Source organism: Paraburkholderia sp., assembly GCF_047605525.1.
Lineage (GTDB): Bacteria > Pseudomonadota > Gammaproteobacteria > Burkholderiales > Burkholderiaceae > Paraburkholderia.
This window is the reverse complement of record NZ_JASGFN010000010.1, coordinates 203,031-222,265: the sequence shown is the minus strand read 5'-3', so window position 1 is coordinate 222,265 and position 19,235 is coordinate 203,031. Positions and strand designations below refer to the sequence as shown.

The 19,235-nt window shown below is 61.7% G+C and carries 20 protein-coding genes and 1 pseudogene; 13 read left to right on the top strand and 8 right to left on the bottom strand.

The annotated features are described in order from the left end of the window. The first annotated feature begins 19 nt into the window (after positions 1-19). Positions 20-1,603 carry a glutamine-hydrolyzing GMP synthase gene (guaA, locus tag QM685_RS16650; RefSeq protein WP_415117467.1) on the top strand — a complete coding sequence of 528 codons (1,584 nt, stop codon included), beginning with the start codon at positions 20-22 and terminating at the stop codon, positions 1,601-1,603. A gap of 152 nt (positions 1,604-1,755) precedes the next feature. Here guaA and QM685_RS16645 read toward each other — a convergent pair whose 3' ends face one another. Both QM685_RS16645 and QM685_RS16640 read right to left on the bottom strand, forming a co-directional pair. After that, positions 1,756-2,448, bottom strand: coding sequence for a LysR substrate-binding domain-containing protein (locus QM685_RS16645; RefSeq protein ID WP_415117512.1), 693 nt, complete (start codon positions 2,446-2,448; stop codon positions 1,756-1,758). Between the two features lie 87 nt (positions 2,449-2,535). Continuing rightward, a pseudogene (locus QM685_RS16640) lies at positions 2,536-2,661 on the bottom strand (LysR family transcriptional regulator); the annotation flags it as partial. Positions 2,662-2,817: 156 nt separating this feature from the next. On the opposite strand from QM685_RS16640, the gene QM685_RS16635 reads away from it, so the two are divergent. Genes QM685_RS16635 through QM685_RS16610 form a run of 6 tightly spaced genes read left to right on the top strand, consistent with a single transcriptional unit; the run spans position 2,818 to position 9,423 of the window. Further along, positions 2,818-4,530 (top strand): FAD-dependent monooxygenase, encoded by a 1,713-nt coding sequence (locus QM685_RS16635; RefSeq protein ID WP_415117466.1) that lies wholly within the window; start codon positions 2,818-2,820, stop codon positions 4,528-4,530. A gap of 11 nt (positions 4,531-4,541) precedes the next feature. Beyond that, complete coding sequence (locus QM685_RS16630; RefSeq protein ID WP_415117465.1) at positions 4,542-5,507, top strand: VOC family protein; 966 nt, start codon at positions 4,542-4,544, stop codon at positions 5,505-5,507. After that, entirely contained in the window at positions 5,498-6,367 is an 870-nt protein-coding gene (locus QM685_RS16625; RefSeq protein ID WP_415117464.1) for a fumarylacetoacetate hydrolase family protein, read from the top strand. The genes QM685_RS16630 and QM685_RS16625 overlap by 10 nt, the downstream gene beginning before the upstream one ends. 36 nt (positions 6,368-6,403) lie before the next feature. After that, positions 6,404-7,723, top strand: coding sequence for an MFS transporter (locus QM685_RS16620; RefSeq protein WP_415117463.1), 1,320 nt, complete (start codon positions 6,404-6,406; stop codon positions 7,721-7,723). Positions 7,724-7,754: 31 nt separating this feature from the next. Then, the gene (locus QM685_RS16615; RefSeq protein WP_415117462.1) at positions 7,755-8,456 is read left to right on the top strand and encodes an SDR family NAD(P)-dependent oxidoreductase; all 702 of its coding nucleotides are present in this window, start codon (positions 7,755-7,757) and stop codon (positions 8,454-8,456) included. 25 nt (positions 8,457-8,481) lie between these two features. Then, a complete protein-coding gene (locus QM685_RS16610; RefSeq protein WP_415117461.1) occupies positions 8,482-9,423 on the top strand; it encodes a 3-keto-5-aminohexanoate cleavage protein in 942 nt (313 codons plus the stop codon). A 231-nt stretch (positions 9,424-9,654) separates the two neighbouring features. On the opposite strand, the gene QM685_RS16605 is transcribed toward QM685_RS16610, so the two are convergent. The 3 genes from QM685_RS16605 to QM685_RS16595 all read right to left on the bottom strand — a co-directional run bounded on the left by QM685_RS16605 (position 9,655) and on the right by QM685_RS16595 (position 12,373). Beyond that, positions 9,655-11,214 (bottom strand): intermembrane transport protein PqiB, encoded by a 1,560-nt coding sequence (locus QM685_RS16605; RefSeq protein WP_415117460.1) that lies wholly within the window; start codon positions 11,212-11,214, stop codon positions 9,655-9,657. A 160-nt stretch (positions 11,215-11,374) separates the two neighbouring features. Next, the gene (locus tag QM685_RS16600; RefSeq protein WP_415117459.1) at positions 11,375-11,584 is read right to left on the bottom strand and encodes a hypothetical protein; all 210 of its coding nucleotides are present in this window, start codon (positions 11,582-11,584) and stop codon (positions 11,375-11,377) included. A 129-nt stretch (positions 11,585-11,713) separates the two neighbouring features. Further along, on the bottom strand, positions 11,714-12,373 hold the full coding sequence (locus tag QM685_RS16595) for a DUF3313 domain-containing protein (RefSeq protein WP_415117458.1): 660 nt from the start codon (positions 12,371-12,373) through the stop codon (positions 11,714-11,716). Positions 12,374-12,640: 267 nt separating this feature from the next. Here QM685_RS16595 and QM685_RS16590 point away from each other — a divergent pair, with 267 nt between their 5' ends. Together QM685_RS16590 and QM685_RS16585 are read left to right on the top strand one after the other, a co-directional pair. Continuing rightward, positions 12,641-13,234, top strand: coding sequence for a TetR/AcrR family transcriptional regulator (locus QM685_RS16590; protein WP_415117457.1), 594 nt, complete (start codon positions 12,641-12,643; stop codon positions 13,232-13,234). 97 nt (positions 13,235-13,331) lie between these two features. Next, positions 13,332-13,553 (top strand): hypothetical protein, encoded by a 222-nt coding sequence (locus tag QM685_RS16585; RefSeq protein WP_415117456.1) that lies wholly within the window; start codon positions 13,332-13,334, stop codon positions 13,551-13,553. Positions 13,554-13,831: 278 nt separating this feature from the next. On the opposite strand, the gene QM685_RS16580 is transcribed toward QM685_RS16585, so the two are convergent. Then, positions 13,832-14,146, bottom strand: coding sequence for a hypothetical protein (locus QM685_RS16580; RefSeq protein ID WP_415117455.1), 315 nt, complete (start codon positions 14,144-14,146; stop codon positions 13,832-13,834). A 132-nt stretch (positions 14,147-14,278) separates the two neighbouring features. On the opposite strand from QM685_RS16580, the gene QM685_RS16575 reads away from it, so the two are divergent. Beyond that, positions 14,279-14,584: a response regulator gene (locus QM685_RS16575; protein ID WP_415117454.1), complete on the top strand. Its 306-nt coding sequence runs from the start codon at positions 14,279-14,281 to the stop codon at positions 14,582-14,584. Positions 14,585-14,586: 2 nt separating this feature from the next. Next, positions 14,587-15,102: a protein phosphatase CheZ gene (locus tag QM685_RS16570; RefSeq protein WP_415117453.1), complete on the top strand. Its 516-nt coding sequence runs from the start codon at positions 14,587-14,589 to the stop codon at positions 15,100-15,102. Here QM685_RS16570 and QM685_RS16565 read toward each other — a convergent pair. Together QM685_RS16565 and QM685_RS16560 are read right to left on the bottom strand one after the other, a co-directional pair. Next, positions 15,094-15,555: a PaaI family thioesterase gene (locus QM685_RS16565; protein WP_415117452.1), complete on the bottom strand. Its 462-nt coding sequence runs from the start codon at positions 15,553-15,555 to the stop codon at positions 15,094-15,096. The two genes, QM685_RS16570 and QM685_RS16565, sit on opposite strands and share 9 nt — an antisense overlap. Next, the gene (locus tag QM685_RS16560) at positions 15,552-16,364 is read right to left on the bottom strand and encodes an IclR family transcriptional regulator (RefSeq protein WP_415117451.1); all 813 of its coding nucleotides are present in this window, start codon (positions 16,362-16,364) and stop codon (positions 15,552-15,554) included. Before QM685_RS16560 ends, QM685_RS16565 begins: the two co-directional genes overlap by 4 nt. Positions 16,365-16,476: 112 nt before the next feature. Between QM685_RS16560 and QM685_RS16555 the strand changes: the two genes are divergently transcribed. Together QM685_RS16555 and QM685_RS16550 are read left to right on the top strand one after the other, a co-directional pair. Further along, a complete protein-coding gene (locus tag QM685_RS16555) occupies positions 16,477-18,039 on the top strand; it encodes an acyl-CoA synthetase (RefSeq protein WP_415117450.1) in 1,563 nt (520 codons plus the stop codon). Positions 18,040-18,091: 52 nt separating this feature from the next. Beyond that, positions 18,092-19,228: a MaoC family dehydratase N-terminal domain-containing protein gene (locus QM685_RS16550; protein WP_415117449.1), complete on the top strand. Its 1,137-nt coding sequence runs from the start codon at positions 18,092-18,094 to the stop codon at positions 19,226-19,228. Positions 19,229-19,235: the final 7 nt, after the last annotated feature.

Sequence of the window (19,235 nt, the reverse complement as noted above, 5' to 3'; positions counted from 1 at the left end):
TCTGATTCCGTCCGCTGCCATGCATGACAAGATCCTGATTCTCGACTTCGGTTCGCAAGTCACCCAACTGATTGCACGTCGCGTTCGCGAAGCCAACGTGTATTCGGAAATCCATCCGTACGACGTCGACGCGTCGTTCATCCGCGATTTCGCGCCGAAGGGCGTGATCCTTTCCGGCGGCCCGAGCTCGGTCACCGAGGACGATACGCCGCGCGTGCCGCAAGCCGTGTTCGAACTCGGCGTGCCGGTGCTCGGCATCTGCTACGGTATGCAGGCGATGGCCCAGCAGCTCGGCGGCAAGGTCGACATCGGCCATTTGCGTGAATTCGGCTATGCCGAAGTGCGCGCGCGTAACCACACGAGCCTGCTCGAAGGCATCAGCGATTTCACGACGCCCGAAGGCCACGGCATGCTGAAGGTGTGGATGAGCCACGGCGACAAGGTGCTCGAAATGCCACCGGGCTTCGCGCTGATGGCATCGACGGAATCGTGCCCGATCGCCGCGATGGCCGACGAACAGCGCCGCTTCTATGGCCTGCAATGGCATCCGGAAGTCACGCACACCGTGCAGGGCCGCGCGATGCTCGAGCGCTTCGTGCTGCAGATCTGCGGGGCGAAGGCGGATTGGGAAATGGGCCACTACATCGACGAGGCCGTCGCGAAGATTCGCGAGCAGGTCGGCGACGAGCACGTGATCCTGGGCTTGTCGGGCGGCGTCGATTCGTCGGTGGCGGCGGCGCTGCTGCATCGCGCGATCGGCGATCAACTGATTTGTGTGTTCGTCGATCACGGTCTGCTGCGGCTGAACGAAGCCGAGCAGGTGATGGCGCTGTTCGCCGATCACCTCGGCGTGAAGGTGATCCACGTCGACGCGAGCGAGGCGTTCCTCGGCAAGCTGGCCGGCGTGACCGATCCGGAAGCGAAGCGCAAGATCATCGGCGCGGAATTCGTCGAAGTATTTCAGGCCGAGGCGGGCAAGCTGACCGACGCGAAGTGGCTCGCGCAGGGCACGATCTATCCGGACGTGATCGAATCGGCGGGCAAGGGCAAGAAGGCCGCGCAGACGATCAAGAGCCACCATAACGTGGGCGGTCTGCCCGAGACGCTGAACCTGAAGCTGCTCGAACCGCTGCGCGAACTGTTCAAGGACGAAGTGCGCGAACTCGGCGTGAAGCTCGGTCTGCCGCACTCGATGGTGTACCGCCATCCGTTCCCGGGCCCGGGTCTGGGCGTGCGGATCCTCGGCGAAGTGAAGCGCGATTTCGCGGACCTGTTGCGCCGCGCGGACGCGATTTTCATCGAAACGCTGCGTAACACGATCGATAAGGAAACCGGCAAGTCCTGGTACGACCTGACAAGCCAGGCATTCGCGGTGTTCCTGCCGGTGAAGAGCGTCGGGGTGATGGGCGATGGGCGGACTTATGAGTACGTCGTCGCGCTGCGTGCGGTGCAGACGCTCGACTTCATGACCGCGCACTGGGCGCATCTGCCGCATGAACTGCTGGGGCAGGTGTCGAACCGGATCATCAATGAGGTGCGGGGGATTAATCGGGTTGTTTATGACATCTCGGGGAAGCCGCCGGCGACGATTGAGTGGGAGTGATCTAGACTGCTCCCAAGTCGTTCTGGGAGTGCCGGTTTTGCCTGTTTTTCCGTTAAAAACAGAGGTTGAGGGCTCAGGTGCGCTGTACGGTAACAGCGCCAGGATGTCGTACTGTTCCTGAATTGCGACATTCGTCGAGCGCGAATTTCCCGCTACGCCGGCCTGTCAAGTCGTCCCGCGACGCGCTTCAGCATCGTCGAAAAGCGCTCGGCCGCGGGTGTCAGCGGTACGCCGGCCCGCGATATCTGGACGATGTCCGGGCCGGCGATGCGGTCTGCGATCGGAATCCTGTGGATTTGCCGCCCGAACACGGACATCTCGAGCCATTGATGCGGCACCTGCGCGACGGCGTCCGTCGAGGACAGCAGTATGGCAAGGCCGATCGCCGAGTCGACGCGCGTCACGGATCCCGGACTCCGCAGACCGCGTGCCCCGAATAGCTGCTGCAATTCTTCCTCCGCCTTGGGCCGTATGCCGCTGAGGAGCCATTCAATCTCGATCAGCTCATTCAGGTCCGTCACGTCGGCGTGCGTGTGCCCCTCGCGGCAGCCAATCACGAGCTCATTTCGAAACAGCAGTTCGACACGATAACCGTGGTCAAGCGGCTCGACAGGTCTTGGGCCCACGATGAAATCCAATGAGCCGTTGAGCAACCGTGGTTCAAGGACCGCGAACACGCCATCAAGCAAATGGAGCCGGATCTGCGGAAACGCGCTCCGGAAATCCTTGTAAGCGTCCGGCATCAACGATAGCCACGCAGCGCTCGACATGCCGACGGCAACCGAGCCTGACATCTGCCCATGAATTTGCGCGACCTCATCGCGCCCACGACGCAACTCCTCCATCGCGCATTGCGCGCGCCGCAAAAACGCATGCCCGGCGTCGGTGAGCGTGACGCCACGCGCATGGCGCTCGAGGAGCGGCATGCCGAGTTCAGTCTCCAGTTCGTGCAGGCTTCGCGTCAATGCTGGCTGAGCGAGACCGAGTTCACGAGCGGCAGCACGAACGCTCCGCGCTTGCGCGATGCCGACGAAATCTCGAAGGTGATGGATTTTCATGATCGATAACAAACAGGTATCGGTTGGTCAATATTGCCATCTTATGTATCGCTCAACAAATTTCTAGTATCGACTCCAACGCAAACCGAACCCCCTATTCGACAAGCACGACGACAAGCACGAGGGCGGTCATCCGGGACAAACTGGAGTGGAGACATGTCAATAATCGATACTGAGGTCGTCATCATTGGCGGCGGACCGGCCGGGCTGATGCTGGCGATCGAGCTCGGCTGCCGAAGCGTTCCCTGCGTGCTGCTCGAAGAAGACGTGGCGCCGCCCGATTTCCCGAAGGCCAACGCCACGTCATCGCGGACCATGGAGCACTACCGTCGACGCGGCTTCGCGCATCTCGTGCGCAACGTCGGTCTGCCCGATGACCATCCGACCGACGTGCGTTATTACACGCGCCTCGTGCGGCACGAGCTGGCCCGCTTCGAGATGCCGTCGCGCACGCAGGCCATTCAGTGGCGAGACGAGGGCGACCGCACGCGCGCCGACTGGGCGACGCCCGAACTGCCGCATCGCGCGCAGCAGATGTACATCGAACCGATCCTGCGCGATCAGGTGCGGCGTTATCCCAGCGTCGATCTGCGTGTCGGGCGCCGCGCACTCTCGGTCGTCGACCACGGCGCCGACGTCATCGTCGAACACGTGAATCCGGACGGCGGCGATCCGCAGTCGCTTCGCAGCCGCTACGTCGTCGGATGCGACGGGCCGCGCAGCCTCGTGCGGCGTGCGATGGACGTCACATACGATGGAATCGGCAACGAGCAGCGCGATTTCATGGGCGGTCAGATGCTGTCGATTTACTTCCGTTCGCGCGATTTGTATGACGTGATGGGTGGCCGGAAGGCGTGGCAGTACTGGGCGCTCAACCGGTCGCAGCGCGGCGTGCTGAATGCCATCAACGGCGTCGACGAATTCCTGCTGGCGGTTCAACTCGCAACGGGGGAGGATCCCGCCCATGTCGACTGCCGCAAGGCGGTTCTCGAGGTGGTCGGCGCCGGGCATGATTTCGAGTTGATCGCCGCCGGCCCGTGGCAGGCCGGGTATACGCTCGTCGCCAAGGCGTTCTCGAAGGGACGCTTATTCATTGCCGGAGACGCCGCGCATCTGTTCACGCCGACGGCCGGCATGGGTTACAACACGAGCGTCGACGATGCGGTGAATCTCGGCTGGAAGCTGGCGCTCGTTACCGGAGGGAGCGCACCGCCCGCGTTACTCGACACTTACGAGGCAGAACGGCATCCGATCGCATTACGGAACACCACCTTTGCGCGCAGCATGGCCGACAGCATCGGCCGTATCGGGATTCCGGACGATATCGAGCTTGACGGCCCGTCAGGCCGCGTCGCACGCGAGGAATGCGGCGAACGCCTGGCTCGACACGCGGCAGCCGAGTATCACATTCCGGGACTTCAGCTTGGCTTGCTGTACGAAGGCAGCCCGATCGTCGCGCAGGAAGATGCGCCGCCGATGCCTGACGATCCGAATGTTTATGTGCCGACCGCGCGCCCCGGCGCACGCGCTCCGCATGTCTCGATCGACGGTACGCCGCTGTTCGACCAGCTCGGTCGGGATTTCACGCTCGTCGCATGCGGGCCGGTCGACGCCGACGGTTGGCGGCATGCCGCCCGCGAGCGCAATCTCGATCTTGCCATCCTGACGCTCGCGAATCCGCAGGTCCGCGAACTCTACGGCGCGGACTGCATCCTGATTCGCCCGGATCACCACATTGCATGGCGCGGCGACTCGGATCAGTCGCCCGCGCACATTCTCGATCTCGCGCGCGGCGCGATGCTCCCCAATGCAATGGTCGGGCTCACGCCTGAAGCGGCCCGGACCGACTCCGCGTCCGTCTCGCGATAAAGGAGAGCGTCATGTCGACTTTACCGAAGCGCGAAGGCGCAAGCATTCATTCGGTCGATCATTTCTGCATGACCGTACCGAACCTCGATGTCGCCGCACGCTTTTTCGAGGATTTCGGATTGCGGGTCGCCCGCGTGGCGCATGGCCTGGAACTGCGCACGCAAGCGTCCGAACATTGCTGGGCGAAGATCCACGAGGGAGACACAAAAGCGCTGCAATACGTCGCGCTCGGTATCTTTCCCGAGGACGAGTCGACGTTCCGCGAACGCCTGTCGCAATCCGGTCGATCGAGCGAACCGCATCGCCTGGGGCCGACGGACGGACTCTGGTGCTGCGCACCCGGCGGTCTTCAGATCGTGCTGCGCGTCGCGGAAAAAACGATGCCCGACGCCAAATCCTCCGCGCCGGGGCGTATCGCTCCGGCGGGCGTGGCCGGCACGGCCGGTCGAGCGTCGTGCCCGCCGGTGCATCCGCGGCGCTTGTCTCATCTTGCGTTTTTTACGCCGAGCCTCGACGAGGCGATCGAATTCTGCATCGGCACGCTTGGCATGCGGCTGTCCGATCGCTCCGATCACGTCGCGTTCCTGCACGGCGCGCACGGAAGCGATCATCACCTGCTGGCGTTTGCGCGATCGGCCGCGTCAGGCCTGCATCACTCGAGCTGGGACGTCGCGAGCGTCAATGAAGTGGGCTGGGGCGGCGAGCGCATGAAGGCGGCCGGTCACGATCGCGGCTGGGGCGTGGGCCGGCACTGCCTCGGATCGAATTATTTCTATTACGTACGGGATCCGTGGGGAAGCTATGCCGAGTACTCATACGATATCGACTTCATCGAATCCGGCCAGGAATGGCAGGCCGGATTCCATCCCTCATCGGACTCGATGTATCTGTGGGGTCCCGAGGTCCCGGCCGAGTTCATCACGAACCACGAAGCCGCTTCGTCGGGAAGCGGAACAGGAGACACGTCATGCGCGTAGTAACTTTCGAACATCAGCAGCGCCGGTCGATCGGATTCGTCCGCGACGATCGCGTGATCGATCTTCAGCGCGTCGGCGCGGCGATGCCGTCGACGATGCTCGATCTGATTCGCGGCGGCTCCGGCCTGCTTGCCGATATCGCCCGCGCCGACATGGCGACCGCCGACGCGTATCCGCTCGCCGACGTGCGCTTGCTCGCACCGATTCCCAATCCGTCGAAATATCTCGCGATCGGGATGAACTACCAGGAGCACGCGCAGGAAGCGCTGCGCAAAGGCATCCCCGTGCCGACCAGCCAGCTCTGGTTCAACAAGCAGGTGTCGTGCGTGACGGGCCCATACGATTCGGTGCACATGCCATCGGTTTCGCGCGAGCTCGACTATGAAGCCGAACTGGCCGTCATCATCGGCAAGCGGTGCCGCCACGTGTCACGCGATCAGGCCGCGAGCGTCATTTTCGGCTACACGATCGCCAACGACGTGTCGGTTCGAGACTGGCAACTCCGGTCACCGACATTCACGCTCGGCAAGTCGTTCGATACGCACGGTCCGCTCGGGCCCTGGATCGTCACAGCCAACGAGATTCCGGATCCGCATCGACTGGACATGCGGATGCTGGTCAACGGAGAGGTGCGGCAAAGCACGTCGACCGGCGACATGATCTACGACATCTACGATCAGATCGAGTATCTGTCGACCGTGATGACGCTCGAGCCCGGCGACGTGATTGCGACCGGCACGCCGTCCGGTGTCGGCGTCGCGATGAATCCGCCCCGGTTCCTCGAGATCGACGACGTGATGCGCGTCGAAATCGATGGGATCGGCCATATCGAGAACGTCGTCATCGCCGAGCCGCGCTGAACGCGTCGTCATACATAAAAATCAAGGAGACAGGCAATGCTGAAAGCAGAGGAGTACGGTGCGGCCGATCAGGCGGTGGCAGGCTTTCGCCGCCGGGTGATGCCGCTGATCTTTCTCGCGTATCTGATGAACTTCATCGATCGCACCAACATCAGCTACGCGCAGTTGCAGATGGGCAGCGAGCTCGGCATTTCGCTGGCCGCGTACGGACTCGGTGCGGGACTCTTCTTCATCGGATACGCCGGTTCGTGCGTACCGGCGAATCTGATGCTCCGGCGCATCGGCGCACGACGATGGATCGCGGCCCTCGTCATCGCATGGGGTGGCATGTCGTGCCTGATGGCGGCCATGCAGGGCGAGCGCTCCTTTTACGTACTGCGATTCTGCCTCGGGCTGGTCGAGGGCGGATTCGCTCCCGCGGTCAGCTACTACATCGCGTCATGGATGCCGCCTCGCTATCGCAGCCGGGTCAACGCGCTGCTGATCATGGCGATCCCGCTTGGCCTGATCGTCGGCGGCCCGCTTGCCGGTGCGTTGCTGAATATCCGGTACGGGCTGCCCGGCTGGCGATGGCTGTTCCTTCTGGAGGGCGTACCGACCATCGTCCTCGGACTGCTGATCTTGCGCGTCCTGCCTTCGACGCCTCGCGACGCAAGCTGGATCGACGATCGCCAGCGTCGTGCGCTGCACGCGCTCATGCAGGCCGAAGCGGGGCCGGCCGACGACGCCAGCGAATCCGTCTGGCATGGCTTTGCCGTTTTCCGCCAGCCGGTTCTGTGGGGCATGCTCGCCGTTCTGCTCATCGCCTATGCGGCCACCTTCGCGCTGATCTACTTCCTGCCGATTATCCTGAAGGCCATGTATCACATCACCCCGCTGCAGATCGGCGCGCTGCTGAGCTTGCCCAATATCGCGGCGTTCGTGATCAGTTATCTGGTCGGCCGGAGCAGCGAGCGGTTCGGCGACACCCGGTGGCATCTGGCTGCGGTCTGTTTGATGGGCAGCGCGGGGTTCTTCATGCTGAATGGCGCAGCGGCCATCTCGATGGCTGCGTTCCTCGCGGTGGTGTCGCTGATCAACGGCTACACGATCGCTTACTACGGGCCGCTCAATGCGTCGATCCAGAACTTCATCGGCGCTAAAGCGGGACCGCTCGCGCTCGTGACGACCATCGGATCGCTCGGCGGCTTTTTCGGTCCGACGCTGACGGGACACATGATGCAGATGACCGGCGGCGACTGGCATTCCGCCGCGATCGTATTCGGCTTCGTGACGCTGGCGAGCGCGCTGCTCGCGATCGTCTGCGTGCGCGGTCGGCGCGTCCAGGCAAGCGTCGCGGGCCAGGTGCGCGCGTAAAGCGCTTCGACTCATCTTCAAGGGAAGAATCATGGAATCTACGAACAACCGGATCGCAGTCGTGACGGGTGGCGCAAGCGGCATCGGAGAAGAGTGCGTAGGGCAACTGCGCACGCAAGGATGGGAGGTCATCGTCTGGGACCGGGCCGATGCGTCCGGCGTGGTTCACGTCGACGTCGCCGACTATGCGTCGGTGGCGGCCGCGGCTGCGAACCTCGATGGCGTCGATCTGCTGATCAATGCGGCGGGCATCGCGGGCGACCGCCTGCCTGTCGCGGAAAAGGATCCGGCCGAATGGAACCGCGTGCTCTCGGTCAATCTCACCGGATCGTTCTACACCGCCCATGCGCTTCATCCGAAGCTGCTCGCGCGACGCGGCGTCATTGTCAACGTCGCGTCGGTTGCCGGCACGCTCATGCTGAAAGGACGCGCGCACTATTCGGTGTCCAAGGCCGGCATCGTCACACTGACGCGCTCGCTCGGCAACGAATGGGCGGCCGACGGCATCCGGGTCATCGCCGTTGCGCCGGGCTACGTCAAGACGCCTTTGGTCCAGGAACTCGTCGACCGAGGCGAACTGGATGAGGCCGCATTGGCTGCGATGCATCCGATGAACCGCCTTGCCTCTCCCCAGGAAATCGCGGCTGCGATGATCGCGCTTGCGCAGCCTCCCTTCCAGTTCATGACCGGCGAGACCGTAACGATCGATGGCGGCATGACCCTCGGCAAGTAGTTCACCGTTTCAACCTGGAGCCAACATGAGCGAATCCAAGAACCGCAAGGTGATCGTTACGTGCGCTGTCACCGGATCGGTGCATACGCCCACGATGTCGGAATTTTTGCCGCTTACGCCCGATCAGATCACGGAACAGTCGATCGAAGCGGCCGAGGCGGGCGCCGCCATTCTGCATCTGCATGCGCGCGATCCTCGGGATGGCCGTCCTTCGCCCGATCCCGAACTGTTCCACCAGTTCGTTCCGCGAATCGCGGCGGCGACGGATGCGGTGATCAACATCACGACGGGCGGCAGCACGCGCATGACGCTGGAAGAGCGCCTCGCTTATCCGTTGATCGCGAAACCCGAGATGTGTTCGCTGAACATGGGATCGATGAACTTCTCGATCCATCCGGTCGCCCGGAAAATCCACGAATGGAAATACGAGTGGGAAAAGCCTTACGTCGAGGGAATGGAAGATTTGATCTTCCGGAACACGTTCAAGGACATCAAGCACATTCTGCAGCAACTGGGCGAGCACGGCACCCGCTTCGAGTTCGAGTGCTACGACGTCGGGCATCTCTACAATCTCGCGCATTTCGTCGACGAGGGAGGTGTGAAGCCGCCTTTCTTCATCCAGTCGATCTACGGGATTCTGGGCGGGATGGGACCTGATCCGGAGAATCTCTCGGTGATGCGTGGGATCGCGGACAGGCTGTTTGGCCGCGACGCGTACGAATTCTCGATACTGGGCGCAGGACGACACCAGATGCCGCTGTTGACAGTCGGCGCAATCATGGGCGGCCACGTTCGCGTCGGCCTCGAGGACAGTATTTTTCTCGAGAAAGGCACGAAGGCCAGGTCCAATGCGGAGCAGGTCAGGAAGATCAGGCGAATTCTCGAAGAACTGTCGTTCGAAATCGCGACGCCAGCCGAGGCGCGCGAGATGCTCGGATTGAAAGGAGCAAGCAAGACGGCTTTTTGACCCGTACCGGTCTCTGCATGACGCGGACTTTCCCAAATCATCTCTGATCGAACGCACGTTCTTGTCATACATGGATTGATGGCCGCTCGGATTCTCCCGGCCGTGATCAGACACGGCAGGTACATGATACCGGTCTGTCACGCCGGGGGGCGCGGGTTCGAGTCCCGTCCGCTCCGCCGGAAAAATCAAAGGGTTACGTCAGTGATGGCGTAACCCTTTTGTTCATATGGCCTATTGGCCAGCAGGCTTTCCCCAGACAACAGCTTCGGGGTGACGTTGAAGGTACTCGGTGAGCGAGTTGAGCGATGCGAGTGTCCTGCGCAGTTCGCTCAGCGCCTGGTGAACGTCAGACTGTAACGGAGAATCCAGCTGGAGCGTAGCATTGGCTGCGTCGAATGACTGCCTTGCTGCCAACAGCGCCGAGCGGGCTTCCGGGACCAGTTCCGTGTTGACTTGCTGGAACAACGAGGCGGCGTTCGCGAGGGTCTCATTGAGATTGCGCCCGATCTCATCGGACGGAATCTGGTCGAGTCTTTGCGCGATACGGGCAAGCTGGTCCTGCAACTCGTCGAGTGTACCCGGAACGGTCGGAAGTTCGACTGCAGCCTGCCCGGTGTCGATGCGGATTTTGGGGGCCCGTGGAAAGAAGTCGAGCGCAATATATCGCTGGCCCGTGAGTAAACTCCCGGTGCGTAGCTGTCCACGCAGGCCATCTGCAACCAGTTGATGCAGCAAAACCTTGCCCTCTGGACCATCACCATTGCCGAGCGTCTCCCGGTAACGCTTCCCAAGTCGCGAGGGATACAGGTCGAGCGCGACGGTCATGTCGAAATGGGTAGATGCAGGATTGAAGTCGATGTCGATTGCGGCAACCTGGCCCAGTTCGACGCCACGGAAATCGACGGGGGCACCGACAGACAAGCCACGCAGCGATTGTGCAAATCGCATGTAAACGCGGGCTACCGGCCCGTCCTCGGCTTTCCGTGTGGCTTCCTCCTGGCTTCCCGCAAGCATGAATGAAGCACCATTTTCGGCTGGGGGGGCTGCACTCGCCGATCCGGCGGTGTCGAACGCGATGCCACCGGAAAGCACGGATGCCATCGACTGGGTATCGAGCCTGAAACCACTGGAGTCGAGTCGCAGGTCGATCCCGCTTGCCTGCCACCATCTGGAATTCAATTTAACACGACGATCATATGGTGACCGGACAAAAACCTCCACGACGACTTCCGATCCATCCTTCGACAGCGAATAACCGAGAACCCGGCCTACCTGAATTCGCCGGAAGTACACGGGCGATCCAGTTGTCAGTGAGTCGAGCGAATCGGCACGGAGCGTAAAGCGTTTGCCTTCCTGGTCGCTCGTGATGATGGGCGGCGTCTCGAGCCCTGCGAAATCCCGGCATTGTGCGGACGCGTGCCCGATATCGGTCGCAATGTATGCTCCCGATAGAACCGTGGCGAGCGCAGAGATGCCAGTCACGTCAATACGAGGGCGGACTATCCAGTAACGTGTGCTGCATTCCGCGAAGCGCTTTGCCGACCTGTCGAGCGCCACATCTGCGAGAACGCGCGTCCGGTCTACGGACAGATGCAGGGCTGTCAATCCACCAATGTCCACGTCCCTGTAGCGTACCCGCGTCTTGCCGGGCTGAAGCCCTTCTGCGGAGGCAAGGCTGATCCTGATGTCCGGGCCGCCGTGTGCCCACTTTTGTACGAGCAGTGCACCGCCAGCCAGTGCCGCGGCAAGGGGAATCAACCAGATGATCGAAGGCCGGCCAGGTCTGTCCACTAAAGATTTCCGGTGACCACGTCGCACAGGCTTCGCAGCAGCCGGCGCGCAATCGTAAGGCGCGTGCCGGTTCGACAGGGGCCTGGACGTGCTGGCTGACGGAGCGGCAGGCGTCGCCACCAGCGTGTCATGCACGTCGCCTGGGGAATGCGCGGCAGGTTCATCGCAACGGGTGTGAAGGGAAGCTGAGTACCATCGTTAGATAGATGAGGGCCGCGAACACTCCGGCCAGTGTCCCGAACACATCCCGGCTGACAGCCCCGCGTGCGAAATGCACTGGAATTCCCACCAGCAGATAGGCGATCCAGAAAACGATCGAGACCATCAGCGGTGGTGACGCCGAGACTGCAAAATCTGCGATTGTGCGCATAAGCGGGCTCCGGCAGTTTCAGGTAATAACCAGCGGCATTCACGGTGCAGCTCCCGCGATAGATGTATCGGGGAACAACGCTGTCTGACGAATTCCGCCGTGCGCACACTGCGATTGTCAGACGATCACTTATTGCAGTTGGGCAAGCAGCGCGTCAGCTCCCTTGTCGATCCCGGTCCTGGCTGCGTTGAGCGATCCGAACGCAGCTGGCAGGTTCATGGCGTTCGGGTACTGCTTCGAGACGTATGCCCTTAGCAGGCGCCCGCTGGTACTGTCATAGATCTCTACCGCGTAGGACACCGAGCCGCTGAATGCACCTTTTCCGCCACGGACGGCCTGTACCCCGTTGTACAGGTTGCCGGCAATGTCGAAGTGCATCGCCTGCCCGACAACCGAGGTGGTTTTCTCTGCTCCGGTGAGCGTGAGCCTGATGCGCAGCGTCTCCGGGGAGGGGTGCGAGGTAATGCCAAACCGGCCTGAGAGTTTCTGTGTGAACGTCTTGTTCATGTAGTCCGCCAGCGCGCTCCGATCTTCCTCCTTCAGATCCCCGAACTGATTGTCGCTCCCCTGATAGATGGCGACCGGGTCGACGATAACCTCGGTGTAGCGTGACCAGGAGACAGATGTGGCGTACCGGTAGGGAATCTTGTTGGAGTCATCGTCCCGGTTCTGTTTCAGCTGCGATGAGGAGGCGATACCCGAATACGCGACCGGCTGCACGCCGGCGCAGGCCGTCAGGACCAGTGCAGTGGCACCAGCGCAGAAAAATAAAGGGAGTTTTGCGGACATGTCTGCCTCGGACAGGATGAATGGGGTGCCGGCTACGGTTCAGCTACGGCGGGGATTGACCTGGGCGAAGCGTAGCATCGTCATAACAAGTTGTAAACCGTCTATCCGGTTTGTTTTATGATGGGGTTCCAGCGTAAAATTGGTACCGAACAGGCGCGCAGGGACTGTCTGTCCATAAGTCCCAGGATTCCGCAAATCTGGAGCGTTCTCCCAATTTTCTCCGGAGGCCGATGGCGCCGTCCGGCTTCATATGACTCAGACTGATACATGGATAACCAGACCCGTTCGGAGAATTCCCGCAGGAAGGCGATTGACGCTGCGCTGAGCATCCTCACCAAAGAGGGGATCGGCGGGCTGACGTTTGATTCGTTGTCACGTGAGAGCGGTATCAGCAAGGGGGGGCTGCTGCATCAGTTCCGCACCAGGAATGGCGTGCTTGCAGCGTTGCTGAAATATCAGCAGCAGCAGTTCGAGCAGATTGCGCGCGATTACCTGGCGAAGGAAGGGGCCTCCAGATCAGAACCGTGTCTTTCCTCGCAGATTGCCATCTACAGGGAGTCGACCCGGCAGCCTCATTCCGTTGCGCGGGCGGTTCTTGCCGCAATGGTTGAAAATCCGGAACTCCTGGACGATCTGAAGGAGAGCGATGCCTCAAGAATGAAGCAGATGCAGGAAGAGGCGAACGATTTCGAACTTTCCCTGCTGCGCTACTTCGCGGCCAATGGCATCGCGTTCGCTTCCTTGCTCGGGCTTTCCCGACTGCCCGAGCCACTGATGACCCGTCTGTTTGAGCGCCTGCTTGATGAGCCGCAATGGGAAACTCGCGAGTCAAAGAAGGCGCGCAAGGTGTCTGCGCGCTGATGCGACAGTGGGATCAATTCGGAGAGGGATTGTGCGGACTCTATGGGGAGCCGTAGCGGTGTCGGGCATTAGCGCAACTTTTGTGGTCGGAGCGACGATGTTCGTCAACCACGATGAAACGGCATCCAATGCCGACCCGCTGCGCGTCTATGCTGCCCAGCGTGACGAATTGTTGAAACAAGTCGATGGCGCAAGGCATATGCTTGCCGCGCAATACACCGGGAACCTGTCTCTGCGCTACTACGGACAGAATCTCTATCTGTTCTCCCCGGCAGGAATAGGGGAGCCCACCCGGGTGTGGCGGCAGTGGGCCACGTAGTTGGCTTCACCCAAGGGGCACGCCGTGTACTCTCATCGGAAAATCTGAATGACTACCTTTGTGGTTGCGCTCGCGATAGCGCCGAGAACTCGTATCTTGTAAAGCGCAGATGAATTCAAATAGCTACGTGTCGCCTGTAAGTTGGGAACGATGCGCTAAAAGCAGTTCAGCCAGGTGGTCCGCAACGGCCCGAATACGTGGAGAGTGCTTGAGATTCGAATGCATCACGAGCCATATTGCCTGACGCTCGATTTACGCAACAGCTAACTGGCCGTGGCTTACTGTGAGGGCAGATCCGACAGCGTGTTCTGACAGACGAGTTCGCCCGAGTGTGCACGCCATGCGTCCGCGTGGGCCCGGAGCGACGCCAGCGCATCGATCCTGACTTGCGTGGGGCCGACGACGGGCTGGGCCTGCAATGTAACGCCCAGTTGGGTGCACGCACGGCGGTGCCGCAGTCCGCTGGCGGCCAGAAGGCGAGCGTCGGCATCGGGCAAGCCAAAGCGCAAATGATCGGGAAAGGTTCGGACGCCTTCGGCCAGGACGTTACCGTCTCGCTCCAGTTTTTTCTCCAACAAACGTGCAAACGCCAAGCAAGTCGTCCATCGGCATGCCGCCACGATCGGCAATCTCGCGAGATTGCGATCCGTGCATCCACAGCGTCGCAATCTCGAAGAACCGCTCCTGATGCCGGGGCAGGTATCACCGGCGCCTGAATTCGGTGGGTGAACGTCGACGAGGCGCAAGACGGAGCGGCCGCGCTCGCGCGGCTGCGAACCGGTGGCTACCATTTCGTCGTGTCCGATTGGAATATGCCAGTCATGGATGGTCTGGTCATGCTCCAGCAAATCCGCGCCGACCCGAGCCTGTCGCATTTGCCAGTGCTCATGGTGACAGCCGAAGCAAAACGGGAAAACATTATTGCGGCGGCGCAGGCGGGGGCGAACGGGTACGTGGTCAAGCCGTTCACGGCCGCAACGCTCGACGAGAAGTTGACCGGGATCCTTGAGAAGGTCAATACGGGGGCGTGACTGTGAACGATCTGTCAAATATTTTGGAAAACGCCACGCCAGCCGATGACGCGGGCGACGTATCGGACGTATCGAGCGATCGGATTCTGGCGCGTATCGGGCAACTCACGCGTACGCTGCGTGACTCAATGCGCGAACTCGGTCTTGACCAGCAATTGCAAGCAGTGGCACAGATGGTGCCCGACGCGCATGACCGGCTCAAATACGTTGTTACGATGACGGAACAGGCAGCGGAGCGCGCGCTGAATGCAATCGAGCTCGCTCAGCCGTTGCAGGAGAAGATGCATACCGACGCGCGGCTGTTGGACGACCGGTGGGCTCACTGGTATGAGGTACCGCTTGCGCGTGACGATGCGAGCGCATTGATTGCGGACACTCGCAGCTTTCTGAAGCAGGTCCCCCAGAGCGCAGAGGCGACCAATGCGCGAGCGCATTCTGGGACAACCACGCTACGCAGTGCAAACTCTCCTATGGCTACCACAGTACCCACCGCTGACGGATGCAACGGATCACGTTGAAGGATGATGGCCCGCGTTGAGTCCGTTAGCCGGGGCTCTAATAACCTTGAGTGTCGCGACGCCGATAGCGACGATCTCCGACGCGACGCTTAATTCCGCTTGCACGAACACCAGCGTACCGGTCTGCCGCACAGTACGCGATCGCGCCTCGATGAATGCGCCGGGCCGCACGGCCGCGACGAAATGCGTGTCGAGTTGTACTGTCACGCAAGGCTGTCGCACGGTAGCTTCCCACGCCGCAGTGCTGACTGACTGATCGAGCAGGCTCGTGATCATGCCCCCATGGATCATGCCCGCCGGATTCACATGGTCGCGCGTGACAAGCACTCCGAACACGTAGCGATCGGCTTCGCGCCGGCTCCATAACGGCCCGACGAGCCCCATGAAGCCGCGTCGAGCATGCTCGCGCCAGCCGGCCTCGATCAGAAGTTGCATATCGGTCGTGTCACTCATGTGCTTCTCTCCACGATCGATGCCGCGATGTCCGCTGCCGCCTCGCGGAGATCGTGACCAAGCGCGGCAATGCGGTCGGCATTCAACTGCGTCGCGATGCCGACCGCCGCGAGTCCGTATGTCATGTGTCCGATCGAGTTGAGCACCGGCGCCGCGACCACCGTAACGCCCACGATGTAGTTGCCGTGATCGACACCATACCCACGCTTGCGCGTCGCTTCGACGTCTTTCATCCAGCTATCCAGCGACGGCGCATTCTGCCAGTGCAGCGCAGCGAAGCCCGCTTCGAGTTCAGCCGCACTGTAGCCGCCGAACGCCGCCACGCAACGGCCAGTCGCGCTGATCAGCGCGGGGAACCGGCTACCCAGTTCGACATGCAGACTGATCGACAGCTCGTAACGCGACAATGCTTTTACTACCATGTGCCGCAGTCCGCTCGCTTCGACGCCCATCGTGCGTACACCGTAGCGCGACGCGAGTTCGTCCAGATGCGGCTGTGCGAGCTGGCTGAAGCCACCGCTCTTCAGCGCGCTGCGCGCGAGCGCCAGCATCCCGGCGCCGATTGCATAACGCTTGGTGGCCCGGTCCACTTTGACGAGTTCTTCGTCAACCAGCACGCGAAGAATGTGCAACGCGGTGCTCGGCACCATCTCCAACTGATCGGCGACCGCCTTGACGCCGAGCGGTTCGTCGCTTTCGCCGAGCAGCCGCAAGATCGCAATTGCGCGGCTGACCGCGGGCACCGGCCGCACGCGCGGGCCTCTGCCGGCTTTCCCGGTTTCGTCCCGAGACTGGTTTCGATCATTCATGTTTGTCCTCATCATTTTTGTCTATAGACAAAATCATAACGTATTTGACAAAACCACGCCAACTTTCTACAGTGTCTCCTAACGAACGACACGACGACCCGGAGACAAGCAGATGACCAAGTTGACGGCATACACCTCTTATGCCGATGCACAGCAGCATTTCAGCGTCGACAAACTGTGGGAACTGGTGGACGGTGACGCTTCGCGGCTTAACATTGCGTACGAATGCGTGGACCGTCACGCGGCAAGCGACCGCACAGCCGTCATCGTCGCTCATGCCGATGGCCGCGATGAAATCCTCAGTTTCGCCGAGCTTTCGCGTACCTCTTCGCATGTCGCGCATTATCTGCGAGACCGGGGTGTCCAGCCGGGCGAGCGCATCGGCGTGATGCTCGATCCATCGCTTTCTTTTTATGCCTGTCTTTTCGGTATCCTGAAGTTTGGGGCGATCGCCGTGCCGCTTTTCACGCTGTTCGGTCCCGATGGCCTGAAGTTACGCGTCGAGGACTGCCAGGCGCGGATGCTGTTCACGAATGAGCAGAAGGCGTCTGTGGCGACGTCGCTGCCGGGCGTTTCGACGGTAATCGCCGACGATGCCTGGCTGCAATCTCTCGCGCACTTTCCTGACCGCTTCGACTGTGCGTCGCATAGCGACGATCTTGCGATTTTCCAGTACACATCGGGCACCACGCGCGAATTGCCTGATGCAGTGCGCCATACACATCGAGCGCTCGTAATGGTGTTGCGCGCGGCGCTCTATGGCACGGGCGTGCGGCCCGGTGAAACTTTCTTCTGTCCATCGTCTCCGGCATGGGGACATGGACTCTGGCATGGCACGCTCGCGCCGCTCGCGCTCGGCGCGACGATCGGCGCCTATTCGGGCAAGTTCGCCGCCGAGCGGCTGTTGCGCGCGCTGTCGGAACATCGCTTCGACAATATGTCGGCCGCCGCGACGCATTACCGGATGATCCGCAACTCCGGCGTCGCGCGTCAATACGACTATGCGCTCTCGAAGCTGTCGTTCACCGGCGAGCCGATCGACAGCGACACGATGGAGTTCGTGCAACGCACGTTCGGCTGCACGGTGTGCAGCATGTATGGCACGACCGAGATCGGCGTGATTCTGGTCAGCTATCCGGGCGCTGCGGATTTCGCGGTGCGGCCCGGCTCGCTCGGCAAGGCCGTGCCCGGCGTGCGCGTGGAAGTGCAGGACGCCGACGGCGCGCCCTGCGCGCCCGATGTGACGGGCGAACTCGCGGTATGGCGGCGCGGTGCGTGGATTCCGACCAAGGATCTCGGCCGCGTCGACACGGATGGCTACTTCTATCACCTCGGGCGAGCCGACGACGTGATCATCTCGGCAGGCTGGACCATCAGCGCAGTAGAAGTCGAAGACGCGGTCCTCAAGCATCCCGACGTGCGCGAGGCGGCGGCGATCGCCGCACCTGATCCGTTGCGGGGACACGTTGTCAAGGTGCTGGTCGTCGCCCAGCGCCGCGGCGACGATAAGTTTACGAAGGAAATTCAGGATTACGTAAGACAGAAGCTGAGCCAGTACGAATATCCGCGCATCGTCGAATACGTCGACGAACTGCCCCGCAATCCAGCGGGCAAGATCAATCGTAAGGCGCTGCGCGAGCGCGAGCGGCAAGCCGCTGCCAACGCCCCCGCGTGACGCAATACCACCGACAACACGTAGACACACTTCGCTTATCAGGAGAAGACGCATGGCCGAAGATCAGCTGATGTTCCCCAAAATCACCGAGCAAGGTCTCGAAGACCTCAAGCGGCGCATCGGCGTGAAGGTTGGACCGACGGTCGAACCGTGGTGCTACGAGGCCACGCGCGACAACATCCGCCACTACGCACACGGCATCGGCGACGACAACCCTCTGTGGTGCGAGCCCGAATATGCCGCACGAACACAACATGGCGGTCTGGTCGCCCTGCCGAGCTTCCTCTTCACGACGAGCCGCATCATCTCCGGGTACGTGGGCGGTTTGCCCGGCGTGCACGCGATGTGGTCGGGCGCCGACTGGAACTGGCACAAAACGGTCCACCGCAACGACACCATCTCCACCGAAGCGCATCTCAAGGATCTGATCGAGCACGACACACGCTTTGCGGGCCGCGCGATCCAGCAGATCTATCACGTCGACTTCTACAACCAGCATGGCGATCTGGTGGCCGACGCGGATAGCTGGTGCTTCCGCACCGAGCGCGATCACGCGCGCGAAAAGGGCACGAAGTATGCCGAGGTCAAGTCGCGCGCGCCGCGCCTGTACTCCGAGCGAGAACTGGCCGAAGCGTACGAGCTCTATCGGAACGAACCGGTGCGCGGCGCGCAAAAGCGCTACTGGGAAGACGTCGCCGAGGGCGAGCAACTGCCGGTAATGCTGAAGGGACCCATGACGGTGACCGGCTTCATCGCGTATGCCCAGGGCTGGGGCGGTCTGTACATCCGTGCGAACAAGCTCGCCTGGCAACTGGTCGACGCGCATCCGGGCGCGGGCATCAAGAACCGCTTCGGCATTCCCGATTGCCCGGAACGCGTGCACTGGGAAGAGGAGTTTGCGCTGCGCGTCGGAGCACCGGGCGCGTATGACTATGGTCCCGAGCGCTGCTCGTGGCTCACGCATCATATGACGAACTGGATGGGTGACGACGGCTTCCTGCGGCGCGCGCATTGCAAGATCCGCCGCCACAATCCCGCCGGCGACATGCTGTTCATCACCGGCAAGGTGCTGCGCAAGTACGTCGAGAACGGCCGCCATCTGGTCGAGATCGAGCAGGAAGCGCGCAACCAGGACAACGAGCTGTCGGTTCTGGGCGGCGGTGTGGTCGAGTTGCCGTCGCGCGACTGACGGCTTC